Origin of the sequence: Paenibacillus sp. FSL H7-0716 (assembly GCF_038002705.1) — a bacterium.
GTDB lineage: Bacteria > Bacillota > Bacilli > Paenibacillales > Paenibacillaceae > Paenibacillus_AQ > Paenibacillus_AQ odorifer.
Genome location: NZ_JBBODA010000010.1, coordinates 131370 through 150403, shown reverse-complemented (window position 1 = coordinate 150403; position 19034 = coordinate 131370). Strand labels below are relative to the sequence as shown.

Sequence of the window (19034 nt, the reverse complement as noted above, 5' to 3'; positions counted from 1 at the left end):
ACGAATAATTAGTTAATTAGGGAGAAAGAAGTGATGAAAATGCGGATCGTACGTTTAGTCATGTTGGATGCGGGAATTATAGCGGCTTCAGTATGGCTTGTGTTTTTACTTCGGTTTGATTTTCAAATCCCTGAGCAGTACATGTGGATGCTTCCGTGGGCGATACTCATTCACATTACGGTGTACGCAGCGTTCTCATTTGGATTCAAGGTGTATAACAATATCTGGCGATACACCGGTATAGGTGAGTTATTACAGCTGCTAAAAGTGAGTGCTTTAACACTTTGCGGAGTGGTCGCTGTCAATGTATCTGCGCATGTATTCGTCCCTTCCTATCGATTGCCGATTTCGATTTATTTTGCAGCGGGATACGTATTTCTCGGCATTTCCGGCTTACGTTTAGTTAACCGCCTCATTAACGATAGATTCGAAGCACCGGGAACAAAGGGTTCATCCGAAGGCAATCTGCTAATCGTAGGGGCAGGGAAAGCAGGCATCCTCGTTACCAAAGATATCAAGCATTCAAGATTTAAATTTATGAACCCAGTAGCTTTCATAGATGATGATATCTCTAAGCAAAAGCTGGAGCTTATGGGGTTGCCGATTGTCGGTAACCGTAACTTCATTCCCCAGGCAGTCGAGCAGCTGGACATTTCGTTCATTATCATCGCTTTGCCTACGGCTCCTCAAAAGGAATTACTGGAGATCATCGAAATCTGCAAATCTACCAAAGCTCAGATCAAGTTAATGCCTAGTATGACCGATATTTTGGACGGGAAAATGGCCATTAACATGATCCGTGAAGTATCCGTAAATGATTTGCTGGGGAGAAGCCCCGTAGAAATTAATACGGAAGAGATCCGTGAGAATTTGGGAAGCGAGAGTATTCTCATCACGGGTGCAGGAGGTTCAATTGGTTCGGAGTTATGCCGGCAATTGGCTGCGTATCGTCCAAAGGAAATGCTGCTTTTGGGGCATGGAGAAAATAGCATTTATCTCATTGAACAAGAGTTGCGGCAGTCATATCCGGATCAGATCATTCATCCCATTATAGCGGACATTCAGGATGTATCGCGGATCGATAACGTTTTTCAAAAATTCCGCCCCTCCATTGTGTATCATGCCGCTGCTCACAAGCATGTTCCTCTTATGGAGATGAATCCAGTAGAGGCAGTTAAAAATAATGTGATCGGCACAAGGAATGTAGCGGAAGCGAGTGCTAAATATGGCGTTAAACGGTTCATCCTCATCTCATCGGATAAGGCGGTCAATCCTACCAGTGTTATGGGGGCCACGAAACGAGCCGCGGAAATGATCATTAATGATCAGAATTCCTTAAGCAAGACGGTTTTTGCCGCTGTGCGTTTTGGTAATGTGCTGGGCAGCCGGGGCAGTGTCATTCCGTTATTCAAAAGACAAATCGAAAACGGCGGCCCGGTGACAGTTACACATATGGATATGGTGCGTTACTTCATGACGATACCCGAAGCGGTACAGTTGGTTATTCAAGCAAGTGTGCTGGCACAAGGGGGAGAAGTGTTTGTGCTGGATATGGGTAAGCCAGTTCGTATATACGATCTAGCGAGGGATTTAATCCGCTTGTCGGGTCTCGAGCCTGACAAAGATATTCCCATTGTGGTCACTGGCATTCGTCCTGGAGAAAAATTGTTTGAGGAGCTTTTGACTGAAGAAGAAGGGTTATTGGTCACTAACAACTACCGTATTATGATTAGCCGCCCGCAAAGTGTCTCCAGATCTGAACTGAATTTGGTGTTGGGGGTTCTGGAGAACTTGTGCAAACGGTATGAACTGATGCCAAGCAGTCATCAGATCAAAAAACTGTTAAAGCAGCTAATTCCAAGCTATTCGGGCTTTCAGGAAGAACCGCAGGTGGGCACACATGATCTTGAACGCATCAAATCCGAAGTTCATGCGGGAATCTGACCCATGAAGTCGACTAAGCATTCATGGATGACAAGATTATGGGGAAAGCGCGACAAGCCAATTACAGGTAAACGTTCACGCATGCGGCGGGTGGGACGATACAGCCTGATTGTTATTCTTGTTGTGGTTGTAGTTGGGGGGATTTGGATTGGAGGCATATTGAATCCAGAGCATCGTTTTAATAAGGCGATTCTTAACCCCTTGACGATCCCTAGCTCTAATGTGGTTATGGACAATGAAGAGATGGTGCAGCCGCTCAGCACACCAGCCCCACAAGCGCAAACGGATGAGCTTATCCCTTCAACGCCTACACAGACCCCAGCTACAGCATCGACATCCCCAGAAGACAAGAAAAGCTCATCCTTTAATGTAGTGCTGATTGGAACAGACACTTGGGGCGGAGAAAGCTCGCGGGCAGATACGATTATGGTTGCCCATGTGATGCCGGATCAACGGAAGGTGAATATCGTATCTGTGCCGCGGGACACGCGGGTTTATGTGCAAAATGTCGGTTATACCAAGATCAATCATGCACATATCGTTGGTGAGACAAAGGGTGGGAATCAGCAGGGTACGCTGACACTGATTCAAGCCGTTAGTGATTTTATGAATATTCCTATTCATTACTACATCAAGACGAACTTCTCCGGTGTTCGTGATTTCATCGATTCGATCGGCGGGATCGATATGCAAATTGATCAGGATGTGACCATCACTCCGGAGATCACCATCAAGAAAGGTGAGCAGCATCTGGATGGTGCACACACGCTTTATTTAGCAAGGGAGCGCTACTCGACTCCGGAGGGTGACTTTAGCCGCCAACGGGAGCAATTCAATATCGTTCGGGCTGTAGCTAAAAAGCTATTAAGTCCGGAGCATATTCCTGATCTAGCGGGACTGCTACTGCGTGAAAAGAAAGACATTATTGATACGAGTTTTAGTGACAGTGATTTGATGAGCTTAGCTTGGCTATTCAAGGGAATGGATTCCTCGGATTTTGCTTACGAACAGATTCCTGGCCATAACAGCTCTGCTCTAGATCCGCTCGTCCGAACCAAAGTGTATTATTGGAGTGCAAATTCGGAAGAGGTAAAGTCACTTACAGAACGTCTTTTTACGGAATAAGAGAAAGGCGGGGGGAAGACTACCATGTATCGCCATATGAAGCGGGGCTTCGATTTGGTGGGAGCGATCGTTATGTTAGGTGTGTTTAGTCCGGTCATGGCTGTGGTGGCGTTGCTGCTTCGGATAAAGCTGGGAAGTCCTATTTTGTTCAAGCAGCAGCGGCCGGGAATGGGAGAAAGACCCTTCTACATCTACAAGTTCCGAACCATGGCTGAAATGTATGATGCGCAGGGCCAGCCGTTATCGGATGCTCGGCGTTATATCAAATTCGGCGGATTGATTCGAAAGCTGAGTCTGGATGAGCTCCCGCAATTAGTAAATGTTGTGAAGGGAGAAATGAGCCTGATCGGACCAAGACCTTTGCTCATCCGTTACAGCCCGCATTACTCTGAACGGGAACGGCTGCGATTTACTGTAAGACCCGGAATAACGGGATTGGCGCAGGTATCTGGACGTAATACTTCGGAGTGGAAACAGCGGCTCTCCTATGACGTTACCTATGTTGAGAAGCTGAGCTTTAGATTAGATGCGTTGATCTTATGCAAAACTGTGCTGAAGGTGATCCGCCAAGATGACGTTGTGGCCAATCCGGGTGAGCATAGTCTGCCGCTCGATGAGTACAGATTGAACCAAAAGGAGGGGTCGGCATGAATTTGCGGTTTAGTCCGCTTCAGGAAGATGATATTCACCTTGCATGCCGGCTCTTACAGAGCAACTTGCCAGAGTCAGTCTACAATCAAACCATATTCGCCTGTGGCGGTTATCCCGAATATTTGAAAGCAGCATGTAAATGCGGAAGCCATTCAGCAACACTGCTGATTGGTGCCTATTCTGAAAATCTTCTTATTGGATTCGCTGAATGGCGAAGAATGGAACAGATGCTGGTTCTGAATAACCTGAATGTGGACGCAGCTTATCGAAAAGATGGCATCGGCGGCAAGCTTATGGCGTACGGGGAGACGTTAGCCCAAAAGGATGGCATTTCGAAGCTGGCACTTGATGTATTTTCGTGGAATGAGCAAGCTCATGCTTGGTATCTTCGGCTTGGTTTTGCAGAGGAAGGCCGGACTTACTGGTATGTAAGAGATTTGACTCCATCGGTTGATAGGGATAGAGAAGCATTGGCGTACATCATAGATGATTATCCGATGGCAGAAGCACATCATCAAAAGTATGGATTCTCTTCTCTTAAGATTAGAACGAAGGAAGAGACTTCAGTAGTGGGCCGGTTAGGTGAACAGTATTATCGTATCCAGCTGCAAAGTGGAGGGTGGAGTGGCTGCAATCTTTTGACAGACGTATTAATGGATTTAGACCGGGGGAAAAGGCTGCTGTTGCTTTCTTCAGATGCTTATTTGCGTGAGCGAGACCCCGGGTTAATCTTAAGCACTGAAAGTATACGTATGATCAAACTATTGGAGAATCAAGAGGTGTTGTATGAGTAACTTCATCGTGCTAGGCAGCTCTAGTTCAGAGGAATGGGATGCCTATTTGAACCAGCTAGAGACGAAGGATATCTATTTCTCCTCAGCGTTTTTTCGGCTGTTTGAGGATGGAGAACACCAGCAGGCAGAGCTGTTTGTATTTAAGCGGGGAGACCAGCTCATCATTTATCCTTACTTGCTTCGCTCCATAAGCCATCTTCCTGCTGTAATCCAACTGGGGCTTGAAGGTGATTGGTACGACATTAGTACACCTTATGGATACGGGGGACCGATATCGAATCTTCCTCCGGGAGCCGAACGAAGTGAGCTGTACCGGCAATTCAGTGAAACATTCACGGATTACTGTAGAGATAAAAAAATCATGACCGAGTTTGTAAGATTTCATCCCTTGATTGGCAACGCTAAGGAATATCAAAGCGGTCTGACCACCGAATGGAATAGGAATACAATTTATATTGATTTGACTGTGGGTTCGGAGTCAGAGCTCATCCGGCATTATGGCAGCAATCATAAACGGAATATTCATAAATTAAAGTCTGCACCCTTTACGATTCGGAATTCGAATCTGAAGGATCGTATTGAGTCCTTCAGTGAATTGTATTACGGAACACTAAATGATTTACAGGCGGATTCTTTTTATTATTTCCCCAAAAAATTTATAGAAGATACTAGTCATCTACTTGAGGGGAGAGTAGAGCTATTCGAAGCTATGGATGGGGAGAAGACGGTAGCGACCAGCATCGTGTTACATGAACGACCGTGGATGCATTATCACCTATGTGGTTGGGATCGCGCCTATCTGCAGTGGTCACCTACCAAATTGCTAATACACGCAGCAGCCAAGTGGGGGATGGAAAATGGCTTTGAACGTTTTCATCTTGGCGGGGGATATAAGGGGAATGACGACTTATTTCAATTCAAGCATAGATTCGCGACACAACTGGAACCCCTTGACTATTACTTAGGTAAACGAATTTTTTTCCCAGAGTTGTATGAGCGGATCATATCCTTTTGTGACACCAGAGTATCAGGAAGTTACTTTCCGCTCTATCGGCATCCAGATCTCGATATGATATGTATTCCATCTGGAGAAATCGGTCCAAATGGAGAAAGGAGCTTCGCATGAGCATTCGTCAAACGAGCATTTTGCCACGAATCTTGTTATCCCCCCCGCATATTAGTGGACGTGAGCAGGTCTACATGGAGGACGCTATACACTCTGGTTGGATTGCTCCTATTGGTCCGCAAGTCGATGCGTTCGAGCGGGAGATGGCCGCCTACACAGGATCAAAGGGTGCACTAGCGTTAAGCTCTGGCACGGCGGCGATTCATCTCGCACTTCGTCTAGCCGGTGTCACACAAGGAGATTACGTGATCTGTTCAACGCTCACGTTCGTAGCTAGCGCCAATCCTATTTTATATTTGGGGGCCACCCCCGTATTTGTCGATTCAGAGCCTGAGACCTGGAACATGTGTCCGCTAGTTTTTCAGCGGGCCTGCCAAGATTTGAATGACAAAGGGCTGCTGCCAAAAGCGGCTGTTGTCGTCAATTTATACGGACAAAGCGCAGACATGGAGCCCATTGTAGAAATAGCTAACCGATATGGAATTACCTTGATTGAGGATGCTGCCGAATCACTGGGTGCTTTCTACCAAGGCAAGGCCAGCGGAACCTGGGGCCAATTCGGAATCTATTCTTTCAACGGAAATAAGATTATTACGACCTCAGGTGGGGGCATGCTCGTATCTGACGATACCGAAGCCCTAGAGCAAGCGCGCTTCTGGTCTACGCAAGCCCGAGACACTGCCCCTCATTATCAACATTCCGAAATGGGATACAACTATCGGTTAAGCAACCTGTTGGCAGCCATAGGACGCGGTCAATTAGAACTGCTTGAAGAGCGAGTAGAGCGTCGCAGATCTATTGGCCGGCGATATAGGGAACGTTTAGGTTCCATACCGGGTCTTCATTTTATGCCGGAAGCGCGCAATTGTCGCAGCACGCACTGGTTGAGTGCGCTGACCATTGATGAAGAAGTGGCAGGGTTCTCTTCACAACAACTTCTGTCATGTCTGGAACATCACAATATAGAAGCTAGACCTGTATGGAAACCGCTGCATTTACAACCGTTGTTCGAGAGCAATTACTACTATCCTTACAGTGAGGAATACAGTGTATCGGATAAATTATTTTCAACAGGTGTCTGCCTGCCTTCTGGAAGCTCTTTATCGGATGAGGATTTGGAACGTGTCATTTATGCGATAGAGACATGTAACCAATACCGTTGATTCATCTTATTTAGCCTTCCATCCACTGGCAGCTGATCCGCTTTCCTTCACATACAAAGTGGCTTGTGCGGTGCCATCCGTTCGCATAGCCAGACTGCCAACTGGGGCGGTTACGACTCCCTCGGGCGAACCTTCCACTATGAACACTGCGGGCAACACTGCCCCGCCAGTGAGGCGAATGGCCCGTTTGAAGTTACCGTAGGTCGAGAACCATTCAAGAAGCGAATAAGGATTATACAAGGTGCCTAGTGATGTGCCTTGCATGCCGATTAGTGTTTCGAATTCTAGAATTCGCTTTACCTTCACTGCTCTGGTATCAAACACCGCTACATTATTGAGGCGCAGAGACGGTTTAGCTGCACCGTAAGAAGAGACTAGCACTACCTGATTGGTTCCGCTATTGCGGACGATCATATTGTCGACAGTAGCCATTGCGTCAGACTCCGTTGTGAATAAATGCAAGGTATTGCCCGTTAAATCCTGTGCATCTATCGTCCCCACATAAAGATCTCCTCCGTCGATTCGGACACCACTTGCTAAGGTGGAACCCGAGCCGTACATTCCTAACGAACCGATATGCAATCTTGGTTTACCTCCGGCAGCATTAAACGCTGCATAGATCGCAGGGCCTCCGATGCCATCGAACTTGGCGCTAGCGATATCAATAAATTGTGAATAGATCGTCTGTAGACCGAAGCTAGCTTTGTGATCGGTGGAGCGGATAGCCAAATGATTGATTTTCAGCGTTAATCCATAGGACAGTAAGGCTGGACTTACCGATCCGCTTACACGCATATCTAGTGAACCGATGTCGAGTGTCCAGAGTCTAGCGATAGCATCTGTAAGCCCTGCTGATAGATCGTTACCGAAACCAATGGTTGTCAAGGAGTCGAATCGCTGATAAAAGCTGCGCGTTCCTTTAAAGACATCCGGTTCAAGATCGAGAGAGTTAGCGCCAGTAAAACCAGGCGCGCCACCGCGGCTATTATTCAGAACCGCTCTGTTGACATGAAGCTGGTCTACAAAATGGACCACAAAGTTCTTTCGTCCAGCAGTCTCACAGCGGGCATATCCGATGTGCACATTAACGGAGGGGGTTTCTTCTGTCCCTCCAATGAAGATATTATCCCCATAGCAATCGTGAGAGTACACTGACTCTATCGTTATATTTTGCGAAGAAGAAATGAACAGGCCGTGAAGCTGATCGTTGACGGCTGTTTTAACAGTCGATGCACTTCCATCAATTTCAAGGGTGCCCGCGATTGTGATATTTGAGGCATTTAAGATGACTAGAACCCTAGTGTCTGAGGGTGGATTCGGGGCAAGCACAAGTTTGGAGCCGGCTTCAAAACTTAAATTAGTTTTGGCTGGAATTCGAAGACACCACCAGTCGAGGACGGAGGGGTTACGCATGCGCCCCGAAGATACCTTATATACACCAGGAGGAAAGATTACTACTTTGTTTTTGGCGTTTCCCGCATTGATAGCATTTTGAATCGCTACTGTATCGTCCTTGATACCGTTTCCTACAGCGCCGTACGATCGGACGTTCACATAACCGTTTGTCTCAGGGTCTAATTTAATAGATGTGACCGCACCATCAGAAAGGATGGACGTAGTCACCGAGCTGTCTGGAATAGGGGCAGAAGCCATATACTTCACTCCTTTATACTTTGATTTTGTATTTTATGTGAATTTTTCGGGGAATGCACGGTACAAAGATCACTCTTAGAGGGCGAAAGGAGTTTTTTATTTTGAAGGTATTGGTAACTGGGGGGTTAGGCTTTATTGGGTCCCATGTGGTTGATCGGCTAATAAAAAAGGGCATAGAAACTGTGATTGTAGATAATGTATCCGGAGCCTCCGGTCTGACTTATATGAATCCTGCTGCGGTTTTGTATAAGTACGATATTCGGGATGAGACTTTGCATGAGGTTTTTAGCCTTGAAAAGCCAAATGCAGTCATTCATCTGGCTGCACAGATCGACGTCAGAGAATCACAGCGGAACCCGTTATTTGATGCGAATGTGAATATTGTTGGCACGCTGAATGTACTGCGCATGTGCGAGATCCATCAGGTTCAAAAGCTAGTTTATGCCTCGTCGGCAGCGGTTTATGGGAACCCGGAATATTTGAGCATTGATGAGCAGCATCCCATTAATCCCGAGTCCTGCTATGGTGTATCCAAAAGTGTACCAGAGTCATATATTCGGATGTTTGCCAGCTTACATGGGCTTAAATATACGATTTTGCGTCTCGCTAATGTATATGGGCCAAGGCAAAGTTCGCATGGAGAAGCTGGCGTTGTTTCCGTTTTTCTGGATCGTATAAAGCAAGGGAAGGATCTCGTTATCTATGGGGACGGTGAGCAGACAAGAGATTTCGTCTATGTGGAGGATGTGGCGCAGGCGTTCGTTGATGCGGTTCAGACCGACGGCAGAGTGAATAATGAGACGATGAATATTAGCTGTGGAATACCAACCTCGATAAATACGATGGTTCGGATGTTAGGGGACATCACAGGTCGGGATTTCCTGACAACCTATGCGGAGCCTCGTCCGGGGGATATTCTCCATAGCTATTTAAATAATCAAAAAGCCCAGGAATTATTGTCTTGGTTCCCTAACCATAACTTTCATACCGGGCTGGAAAAAACAATTACTGTCCGCTTAAGTGTAGGAAGTGCAGTAGATCATTAAAAGCACCCATTGAAAGGGGCACTCCGCATGGAACGCAAAATGAACTCGGAAATGTTCGTTCTTCGTAGTGTAGCCTGCTTAAGTATAGCCCTGCTGCATGCTCTTTATCGGGTTTATGACGATGGAAATACACCCTGGGTAGAGTCGGTGGGTTTACTGCTAACGTTTGGCACACCTGTATTCGTATTTATCTCTCAATTCGTGTTGTCATTTGCCTATCCCAATGAAATTCCAGCGAGATTTTGGGAGAAAAGAATCAAGTATATTTTATTGCCTTACTTTTTTTTCGGGACCTTGTATGCAGGACTAAAAGGATTGGAGCTGTCGAGTAGTGACGGCATTCCTTTGCTGCAGGCTTTTTGGTATTACCTCTGGCGTCATTTGCTGATTGGAGATTTCCATGGCTATTTTATACTGATTATCTTTCAGTTTTATGCTTTATTCCTCTGGTTTCAAAAGTATGCGAAGCGGCTTAACCCCCGCAATGTTCTAATCATATCGTTCCTTATTAACGTTATCTATTTGGGTTTCTTCAACTTCACTACGCCCGCAGATACGGCAGCCGCCCATTATTTCTGGGATAAAATGTACTGGATTTTCGCACCAGGTTGGATTTTTTACTTTACAGTAGCCTATTACTTGGGACGAAATGAGCTGTGGTTCCGGGAAAAATTAAAAAAGTTCCGCATAGCCGTATACACGCTCCCGGTTCTGACAGGTGCGCTTGTGCTATTCGTGAATAGTCAAGGCTGGATAACGGCGCATAGCTCCAAAAGAATTGATATGCTTCTATTTGCCTTAAGTATGATTTTGCTGCTCTTCTCCGTGGCATCAAAAATGAAGAAAGTGCCACGTGTGCTGGAATGGAGCAGCAGATATTCTTTTGGCATATACTTGCTTCATCCTTTGCTATTAGCTATATTCGTCAAGCTTCCAGCTTCGTTTGGGTTGCAAAACCTTGGACTATTCAGTGTTCTGCTGCAATTTGTCGGTTGTGTGGTAGGCTCGGCAATTATAATGAATTTAGCGAATCGTATTCCTGGCGGAGCGTATGTATTCGGTCGGATCGGCATTGGGATAAACCCGAGCAAACCACCGAAATCGCTGGATAAGCCGATAACTCCGAGTATTGGGAATGCAAACTAGCTTGAACTTGACTGGCCGCTAATCGTCTGTGTTTAGGTGATTAGTGGTCTTTTTTGTTTTTGTATTAATTGCGATTACTTCGCTAATTACATTGCGATTACATCTCACTAGCAGCATCCGCTCAATTCTCATTAAAAAAGCAAAATAGTTGTAAAAAGTACAATTAAGCTCTTATGCTCGCAGCTTTAGGGCAGTTTAATTGCATATTTTACAACTATTATTCTAGAATCCCGCCATATTGAGGCAATTGCTCATATTTAAGTGTACAGAGTGCAACTAAATCCACAAAGGCTACCTTCAAAGCGTATATAGTTGCACAAAATGCAATTAAACAAACTTCGTCGTTACCTCACATTAGCTGCACAGTGCGTTGGCGGTAAATGCAATTAAACAAACTTCGTCGTTACCACGTCTTAGCTACACTGTGCATTGGCGGTAAATGCAATTAAACAAACTTCGTCGTTACCACGCATTAGCTGCACTCTTGCACATTGAAGGTAAAGTCCCAGTATAATTGTTGAATTGTGGTCAGTTCATACGAGGTCTTGTTTGTTCGGACTGTATTGCAGCTATTTTCACTTTTTAGTTGATTTTGCGATAGTTTCGGACTGTATTGTGCTTATTTCCATAAAAACACACATTATGGAAGCTACTTTGCACGAATAGCTGCATCTAAGTCCGATAATTTAGCAAAATGAATGAAATTATTAAAATAACGGCTCCTCAGTCCGATCTATAGTGAGGGGGATCTAATTAGATGAACTTCGATTATAGTCGAAGGGAACTAAATTAGTTAGAATAATTAGGTAGTCCCTTTAGGTTTTTTTTACATCCAGAGAATAATGCATCGTGCAGAATATTAGGAGGAAATGAATAGTGGAACTTGGAGTAAGCACATTTGTCGAGACCACACCTGATGTCCAAACAGGTGAGACAATAAGTCATGCAGAACGACTACGTGAAGTAGTGGAGGAAATTGTACTTGCCGAAGAGGTGGGATTAGATGTATACGGAGTAGGTGAGCATCATCGCCATGATTATGCGGCATCTTCACCTGCGGTTGTACTGGCTGCGGCTGCTTCGTTGACTACTAAGATCCGGTTGAGCAGTGCTGTAATGATCCTGTCTTCAGCCGATCCGGTGCGTGTGTTTCAGGACTTTGCAACGCTGGACGGAATTTCGAACGGACGTGCGGAGATTATGATCGGCCGGGGTTCGTTTACAGAGTCTTTTCCTCTATTCGGATATGATCTGAAGGATTATGAAGAACTGTTTAATGAGAAGCTGGAATTGTTATTAGCCATCCAAAAGTCAGAAAAAGTGACCTGGAAAGGCAAACACCGAGCAGCTATAGAAAATTTGGGGATTTACCCGCGTCCGGTTCAAGATCCTTTACCGATTTGGATCGGGAGTGCAGGAAGTCCAGAATCTGCGATCCGCACAGGATCACTAGGTTTGCCTTTTGTTTTAGCGATTATAGGGAATGTTCTACCACTGGATTATGCGTCACATGTACAGCTTTACAAAAAAGCAGCAGCAGAAGCCGGGCATGATATTTCAAAATTTCCAATCGCTTCGCATTCACACGGGTTTATAGCGGAGACTAATCAGTTAGCGCTGGAGAAATTTTTCCCTTCAACGCATGCCCGGACCAATGTGCGGGCGAAGGAAAAAGGAACACCTCCGTACCATCGTGCAGATTATGATGCAGCGTGCAGCTTAGATGGCGCCCTTTACGTAGGTGATCCAGAAACTGTCGCTAATAAAATCATTCATCTGCGCAAACATGTGGGAATTACGCGATTCTTTTTACATGTGCCGCACGGCACGATGCCTCATGAGGAGGTTATGCAGGCGATTAGACTGCTGGGCACCGAAGTGGCCCCACGTGTGCGGGAAGAAGTAGCGCGCTGGGAAGCAAGTAATCGGTAATTTAGTAAGCTGCGTCCTTAGGACGTGGCTTTTTTTTGTAAGGTATACTGAAGAAATGAATAGCGTTTTATACAGGAGGGGCAATGGAAAAAAATCATTATTTATCTCAATTCAATTTGCTTCAATCGTTAGGACTGGAAGATCTAATTGAAATGGAAGAATTAACGCGAATAACAGTAGTCCCCAAAAATACATATATCCAAACACCATCAACCTTTTCTGAAGGACTGTTTTTTGTGAAAAAAGGGAAGGTTCGCTTATACCAATTAAACGCAAACGGTAAGCAATTTACATCGGATATCCTTAGTGAAGGCAATGTTTTTGGTGAAATGGGTGTGATTTCTTTTGGAACGAAGGAACATTATATTGAAACGATTGAGGAAAGCCATATCTGTACAATTGATCCTGCAAGATTTGAAGAATTTATCTCTCACCGGCCTAGGTTTATGATGTCATTATTGCAAGTATTGAGCGACCGCATAAAAAGTATGAGTCAGTTAACTCAAAATCTAGCCATCGGAAATCTGCATGATAAAATATTGTGCGTTCTGTTAAAGCTGGCAGATCAGCATGGGGTTGAGCATAAGGATAATTGTTACAAAATTAATGTTCCTCTATCGCATCAAGAAATCGCTAATTTAATTGGAGCCAGCAGAGAGGCTGTAACTGTGGCATTACAAGAATTGGTGAAAGCGGAGGTTATTCAGACAGGGTTCAGAACTATCTATGTCCAGCGAGACAAGATTTTGGAAAGAAATATAACATAGCTATCGAGTTGTAAACGAGATTACAGCTTGATTTTTAAAAACAATCGTATCCTAGCTATGACATGAAGGTGATTTAAGCTTTCAAATCATAGTGAAGGGACGATTTCCATGGAACACAGGAAGGGCGCTCGAAAGGTTACTGAAATTCCCGTTGAGATTGTAGAACTGCTGAATAAAGGATATTTACAGAGCGTGAATTTAACGGAATGGCTTGCGGTGGATCATCTTATATTGCTGGAAAATGTACTGAATGAGCTAGGTTTTGAAGAGGAAGTTAAACCAATTTTACTAAGGTTGAATGCGTTATCGGAAAAGAAAATCATGAAGCTAATCCCGGTGATTTCACGTGAGTGGCAGCTTCTATTTGACTGTAAATCAGAGCTGGAACGTTCCCGGCTATTTGCTGTGTTAGCTCATCATAAATCCGATAGTGTTCGCTGCTGGGCTGCTTATATCGTGGGCCAGAATCATCAATGGAGTCTAGTTCAAAAACTAACAGCAATCCGTCCTTTTGCAGCGGATGGTCATTTTGGGGTGCGTGAGATTTCTTGGATGGCTTTAAGGGAATCAGTCATTGCCGAGCTGGAAGCGTCCATTGAATTGTTAAAGGATTGGGTTCATGATCAGGACGCGAATATTAGGAGATTTGCGATCGAATTGACGCGCCCACATGGGGTATGGGCAAAGCATATTACAACACTCAAAGAAAATCCAGCGATTGCCCTTCCGCTATTAGAACCGCTTAACTCTGATCCGGCAAAATACGTTCAGGATTCTGTAAGCAACTGGTTAAATGATGCTAGCAAAAGCCATCCGGCATGGGTACAGCAAATTTGTGATGAATGGTTGAACCTATCAGGTACCAAGGAAACAAAGCGGATTGTAACCCGGGCTACAAGAAGTATTACTGATCAAAAATTAAATTAGTGCATTACTTTAGACTGGATAATCAAACGTCAAACACTATGGGCTAATAAGTGTTGGCGTTTTTTTATTGTACAGTTAACTTGGATAATTCAAGAAAAATACTCCTTCGTGTTTATTATTTAAACCAAAATTCATGAAAATATTTATATTGTTAATCCTCAGGTCATCTGTTATACTCAAAAACACCAAATGTTATAAAAACTAACACAAATTAAAGGAATGGAGGATTTTCTTATGAAAAAACAAATAATTCGTAATGTGGGTGTCACTTTATCCCTGTTTTTAGGGGTGAGTTCGTTATCTGGTGTTATGTATGCTAACACATTAAACAATGCGTATAAACCAAAAACCCATGTTTTGAAGGCGAATTCGGAAACTGTTCGATGGGGGAATATAGGTAAGGGAGATCCAGCTCTAACTGTACAATCGGGAGACATCGTAACGGTTGAGGCCATTACACATCATTCAGGCGATGATTACGAGCGGATGATTAAAGGAGATGCGGGAGTGGAGGATATTTTCCACTGGATTAAAGGGGAGAAGAACGAAGCGCTCCGCGGGCCAGGCGTACACATTATGACAGGTCCCATCGCTGTTGAAGGTGCTGAACCGGGAGATGTGTTGGAAGTGAAGATTCTGGACATGAAGCTGAGACCAAATGGGAATGACCAATACGCTGGCAAAACATATGGCGTGAATGCCGCAGCGAACTGGGGTTATCTATACGGAGATATGGTAGAGGAGCCGAAAAAGCGTGAGGTAGTAACCATCTACGAGATGGATACGGAGGGTGGAACAGATTATGCAACAGCTGTATATAACTACAAATGGTCTGTGCAAACCGATCCGGATGGTCAAGTGCACCCGACAATTGACTACCCGGGTGTTATCGTTGACCATAATACGATTGATAAGAACTTCGATGTGCTAAAAGGTGTGAAAATTCCGGTACGTCTCCACTTTGGTACAATGGGTGTGGCGCCAAAAGAAGCGGATGTTGTTGACTCCGTTCCACCTTCTTACAACGGCGGTAACGTAGATGATTGGCGGATTACCGAAGGTGCAACGATGTATTATCCTGTATCCGTAGCTGGTGCACTACTGTCGATCGGTGACCCGCATGCCGGTCAAGGCGATTCGGAGATTAACGGAACTGCGATTGAGACATCGGTCACAGGGGATATACAAGTTATTCTTCATAAAAAAACATCGCTTAACAACAAGCTGAAAGGTTTAAACTTCCCATTACTTGAAAATGAGAACGAGTGGGTCGTGCATGGATTCAGCTACGCTAATTATTTGGAGGAGCTGGGGGCTAGTGCTCAGACGGATATCTTCAAAAACTCATCCATCGACAAAGCCATGAAGGATGCCGCTCATAAAACAAAAGATTTTTTAATGGCTGGAATGGAATTGAGCGAAGATGAAGCGTATTCTCTGATGTCTGTGTCAGCTGATTTTGGAATTACACAAGTGGTGGATGGAAACTGGGGCGTACACGCCTTAATTGATAAAGGTCAATTCGGCGATTCTGAGCGCAAGCCCGTGGTTTTACGGAGCAGCTTTGAGAACTTTGGAGCAAAGGTTGGCTGGCAGCCAGCCACTAAGACAGTTACGCTGAGCTACAATGGCAATGTACTGGAGATGAAGGTTGGAGCGACAACGGGAATTTACAACGGAGAGACAGTGAAGCTTGTAGCCCCATTAAGTGTTGTGAACGGGCAGGTTGTGGTCAGCGAATATTTCGTGAACTTTTATAAAGCTAAGCTGGCTAAGACAGAGTAGGACGAAATAGCAATTATTTGATAATTCTAATAAAAATTTAGATGAGAAAAGAACCGTCTTTATAGGCGGTTCTTTTTCTTATATATTTAAGCCGTCTTGATTTTTGTGGCGTTTCAATAAAATTTGGTTTTCTACACGTACCAGTCCATCCAGACAATAGATTGATTCATGCATAAACCGTTCCATCTCTTCAAGATTCTCAACTAAGATGTGAATATGCAGAATACAAGGTCCTGTCATTTCGTATAATACAGCTACACGTTCGTTTTCTTTTAATACGTCGACAATATGATTCAAATGAGCAGGTTCTACTTCAAGTTCCAGGTAGGCCGAGATTTTCTTTCCTAACTTTTCGGCACTGATGACAATCGAGAACTGTTCAATAATCCCTTGATTGACTAGCCGATCAATACGGTCTTTCACCGCGACACTTGATAAACTGACTTCTTTAGCTAGATCAGTATAGGAAATTCTGCTGTTTTGGGCCAGCCGCATCAAAATATGGTTATCGATAGGATCTAGCATGCGGATTCGTTCACCTCTTTTTTCGTAATTGTATCAGAAAAAAAGTGGTAATGCCTATTAGCGCTTTACAGTAGAAGTGTGTGGCGGCATTCTCTGCTGAAGGTAGTTGACATAAAAGAATTATTTCACTATACTGGCTGTAATCTTATATACGATATACGTTGAAGGAGCCCAGTAGTAACTTAGTCCCTGTTCCAGAAAGCCGGGGGTTGATGAAACCCGGTACACACTAAGCTTACGAATTACACTTTGGAGTATCTTGGGTAACACCGAGCGGAATGGCGAACGATATCTCGTCAAGAGTGGTATCAATGGTATGCTTGAGTATAAGCGTTTCATGGGTGCAATCTGGGTGGTAACACGGTTATTCAATCGTCCCTATGTCTACAATAGACAAAGGGACGATTTTTTTGTTTTTAAATATAAGGATTTATAGGGTTCACTTCATCAATGATCCTTATATTTCTCGCTGAAACGGTACCGTCCTAAACAGGAGGACAGAGCCGTTTCCGCTTGGCGGACTGATGTTTCATTATAGGATAACTACTAATTTTGAGGGGTGTAAGGAAATGAATATTATCGACGAACTAGAATGGCGCGATGCCATCAATCAACAAACAGATGCCGAAGGGCTTAGAGAACTGACCAATCAAAAATCGGTATCTCTGTACTGCGGTGTAGATCCAACGGGTGACAGTATGCATATTGGCCACTTGATTCCATTCATGGTGCTCAAAAGATTCCAGCTGGCAGGACATCGTCCGGTTATTCTAATTGGTGGGGCTACGGGAACGATCGGTGATCCAAGTGGACGTCAATCCGAACGCTCTTTGCAAACGCTGGAGCAAGTCCAAGCCAACGTTGATGCACTTACAGCACAAATGAAAAAATTGTTCGTGACTGATGGCGACAATCAAATCCGCATGGTGAACAACTACGATTGGACGCATAAAATCAATGTTATCGAATTTTTACGTGACTATGGTAAAAACTTCAGCATCAATTCGATGCTTGCCAAGGATGTTGTAGCGAGCAGATTGGACAGCGGAATTTCCTTTACGGAATTCTCCTACCAAATCCTGCAATCCCTGGACTACCTGCATCTGTTCCAGCATGAAGATGTGCAGCTGCAAATCGGTGGTTCTGACCAATGGGGGAACATCACAAGTGGCTTAGATCTGATTCGTAAAAAAGAAGGTTCTGAAGCGGTAGCATTCGGACTTACCATCCCGCTTATGCTGAAAGCCGATGGTACAAAATTCGGTAAAACAGCTGGCGGAGCCATTTGGCTGGATCCGAACAAAACGACAGCTTTTGAATTCTACCAGTTCTGGGCAAATACAGATGACCGTGATGTTGTGAAATACCTGAAGTACTTTACCTTCCTCTCTAAAGAGCAAATTGATGCACTTGCAGAAAAGGTGCAAACCGAACCGCATAAACGTGAAGCGCAAATAACACTGGCTGAAGAAATGACCAGATTCGTACATGGTGAGGAATTGCTGGAGCAGGCTAAACGTATTACTGCCGCTCTGTTCAGTGGAGATATTAAATCTCTGACCGCTGACGAGATCGAGCAAGGCTTCAAGGAAATGCCGACCTTCGAAACGACATTGGAGTCCAAAAATATCGTGGAGTGGCTGGTAGATCTAGGAATTGAGCCATCCAAACGTCAAGCACGTGAAGACATCACCAAAGGCGCAATTTCCATGAACGGTGAAAAAGTTAGCGATGTAGCATTTGAAGTTACAGCCAGCGAAGCCATCGGCGGACGTTTTATCATTATCCGTAAGGGGAAGAAAAACTACAGCCTGGTGAAATTGTCCTAATAATAAGAAGCCTTCCTTATGAATAAGGAAGGCTTTTTGTTGTATTTTAAGTATAGAGGCCGACTATTTGCATATTAAGTGAAATTTGAAAGGTGAAATCGTCAAAATTATGGTAAGCTTAGGATTCGTGTGATTTATGGATTAACATGATATTCTACAACTATAACAGAAAATTAGGAGTGGTAATTTGAGAAGACAAAAACCAATGACCATGGAAGAATTAATGAATGAGTTACAAGGACAGAAAACGTATCAAGAAGATCCCAATCACATCTCTTTCGAAAAATTGTTTAATGAAGCGTTTATGAGTAAGTATTCCAATTACAAAAGTTTCGATGAGTTTGTAACCAAAGGGAACTTTCAAGTAAAGACAGAAGAAGATGTTGCTGACATACCTGATGAACTCTTTGATCGTCATGTTGTTAGGGAGACGAAGTTTGCGGATTGGAAATCCATGTTGGAAACAGCAAATAGAGAATACGTCCGTAATTAATAAGACTTAGTCTCTAACTACCGTTAGTTAGACTCATCCACAAAGAAACTGCACACCCTTATTGCTTTGTTCCAACGGACAATGGGGAGTGCAGCTTTTTTATGCCCAGTTATTCGACCAGCTATGAT

The 19034-nt window shown here is 44.3% G+C and carries 16 protein-coding genes and 1 other annotated feature; of the genes, 14 read left to right on the top strand and 2 right to left on the bottom strand.

The genetic code is table 11. The features are described from left to right. Positions 1-33: 33 nt before the first annotated feature. Genes MHH60_RS15515 through MHH60_RS15490 form a run of 6 tightly spaced genes read left to right on the top strand, consistent with a single transcriptional unit; the run spans position 34 to position 6803 of the window. On the top strand, positions 34-1944 hold the full coding sequence (locus MHH60_RS15515; protein WP_076133880.1) for a polysaccharide biosynthesis protein: 1911 nt from the start codon (positions 34-36) through the stop codon (positions 1942-1944). A 27-nt stretch (positions 1945-1971) separates the two neighbouring features. After that, positions 1972-3069 (top strand): LCP family protein, encoded by a 1098-nt coding sequence (locus tag MHH60_RS15510; RefSeq protein ID WP_341161142.1) that lies wholly within the window; start codon positions 1972-1974, stop codon positions 3067-3069. Between the two features lie 24 nt (positions 3070-3093). Next, positions 3094-3720 (top strand): sugar transferase, encoded by a 627-nt coding sequence (locus MHH60_RS15505; RefSeq protein ID WP_143766639.1) that lies wholly within the window; start codon positions 3094-3096, stop codon positions 3718-3720. After that, positions 3717-4514 (top strand): GNAT family N-acetyltransferase, encoded by a 798-nt coding sequence (locus MHH60_RS15500; RefSeq protein ID WP_076133879.1) that lies wholly within the window; start codon positions 3717-3719, stop codon positions 4512-4514. The genes MHH60_RS15505 and MHH60_RS15500 overlap by 4 nt, the downstream gene beginning before the upstream one ends. Beyond that, positions 4507-5640: a GNAT family N-acetyltransferase gene (locus MHH60_RS15495; protein WP_076133878.1), complete on the top strand. Its 1134-nt coding sequence runs from the start codon at positions 4507-4509 to the stop codon at positions 5638-5640. The genes MHH60_RS15500 and MHH60_RS15495 overlap by 8 nt, the downstream gene beginning before the upstream one ends. Further along, entirely contained in the window at positions 5637-6803 is a 1167-nt protein-coding gene (locus MHH60_RS15490; protein ID WP_076133877.1) for a DegT/DnrJ/EryC1/StrS family aminotransferase, read from the top strand. Before MHH60_RS15495 ends, MHH60_RS15490 begins: the two co-directional genes overlap by 4 nt. 6 nt (positions 6804-6809) lie before the next feature. On the opposite strand, the gene MHH60_RS15485 is transcribed toward MHH60_RS15490, so the two are convergent. Beyond that, the gene (locus MHH60_RS15485; RefSeq protein ID WP_076133876.1) at positions 6810-8456 is read right to left on the bottom strand and encodes a glycosyl hydrolase family 28-related protein; all 1647 of its coding nucleotides are present in this window, start codon (positions 8454-8456) and stop codon (positions 6810-6812) included. 101 nt (positions 8457-8557) lie between these two features. On the opposite strand from MHH60_RS15485, the gene MHH60_RS15480 reads away from it, so the two are divergent. The 6 genes from MHH60_RS15480 to MHH60_RS15455 all read left to right on the top strand — a co-directional run bounded on the left by MHH60_RS15480 (position 8558) and on the right by MHH60_RS15455 (position 16059). Continuing rightward, entirely contained in the window at positions 8558-9502 is a 945-nt protein-coding gene (locus MHH60_RS15480) for an NAD-dependent epimerase/dehydratase family protein (protein ID WP_076133875.1), read from the top strand. A gap of 27 nt (positions 9503-9529) precedes the next feature. Continuing rightward, complete coding sequence (locus MHH60_RS15475; RefSeq protein ID WP_076133874.1) at positions 9530-10648, top strand: acyltransferase family protein; 1119 nt, start codon at positions 9530-9532, stop codon at positions 10646-10648. A gap of 876 nt (positions 10649-11524) precedes the next feature. Further along, positions 11525-12580 (top strand): LLM class flavin-dependent oxidoreductase, encoded by a 1056-nt coding sequence (locus MHH60_RS15470; RefSeq protein WP_076133873.1) that lies wholly within the window; start codon positions 11525-11527, stop codon positions 12578-12580. A gap of 83 nt (positions 12581-12663) precedes the next feature. Further along, positions 12664-13347, top strand: coding sequence for a Crp/Fnr family transcriptional regulator (locus MHH60_RS15465; protein WP_076133872.1), 684 nt, complete (start codon positions 12664-12666; stop codon positions 13345-13347). A 108-nt stretch (positions 13348-13455) separates the two neighbouring features. Beyond that, positions 13456-14274, top strand: coding sequence for a DNA alkylation repair protein (locus MHH60_RS15460; protein WP_076133871.1), 819 nt, complete (start codon positions 13456-13458; stop codon positions 14272-14274). A 234-nt stretch (positions 14275-14508) separates the two neighbouring features. Next, the gene (locus MHH60_RS15455) at positions 14509-16059 is read left to right on the top strand and encodes an acetamidase/formamidase family protein (RefSeq protein ID WP_076133870.1); all 1551 of its coding nucleotides are present in this window, start codon (positions 14509-14511) and stop codon (positions 16057-16059) included. 78 nt (positions 16060-16137) lie between these two features. Here the strand turns inward: MHH60_RS15455 and MHH60_RS15450 are convergent, their stop codons facing one another. Next, the gene (locus MHH60_RS15450) at positions 16138-16584 is read right to left on the bottom strand and encodes an Lrp/AsnC family transcriptional regulator (protein ID WP_038571749.1); all 447 of its coding nucleotides are present in this window, start codon (positions 16582-16584) and stop codon (positions 16138-16140) included. Between the two features lie 152 nt (positions 16585-16736). After that, positions 16737-16967, top strand: a binding site (T-box leader). A gap of 186 nt (positions 16968-17153) precedes the next feature. Between MHH60_RS15450 and tyrS the strand changes: the two genes are divergently transcribed. Together tyrS and MHH60_RS15440 are read left to right on the top strand one after the other, a co-directional pair. Next, complete coding sequence (gene tyrS, locus MHH60_RS15445) at positions 17154-18413, top strand: tyrosine--tRNA ligase (RefSeq protein WP_076133869.1); 1260 nt, start codon at positions 17154-17156, stop codon at positions 18411-18413. A 205-nt stretch (positions 18414-18618) separates the two neighbouring features. Continuing rightward, positions 18619-18906 carry a hypothetical protein gene (locus tag MHH60_RS15440; RefSeq protein WP_036688213.1) on the top strand — a complete coding sequence of 96 codons (288 nt, stop codon included), beginning with the start codon at positions 18619-18621 and terminating at the stop codon, positions 18904-18906. Positions 18907-19034 lie beyond the last annotated feature (128 nt).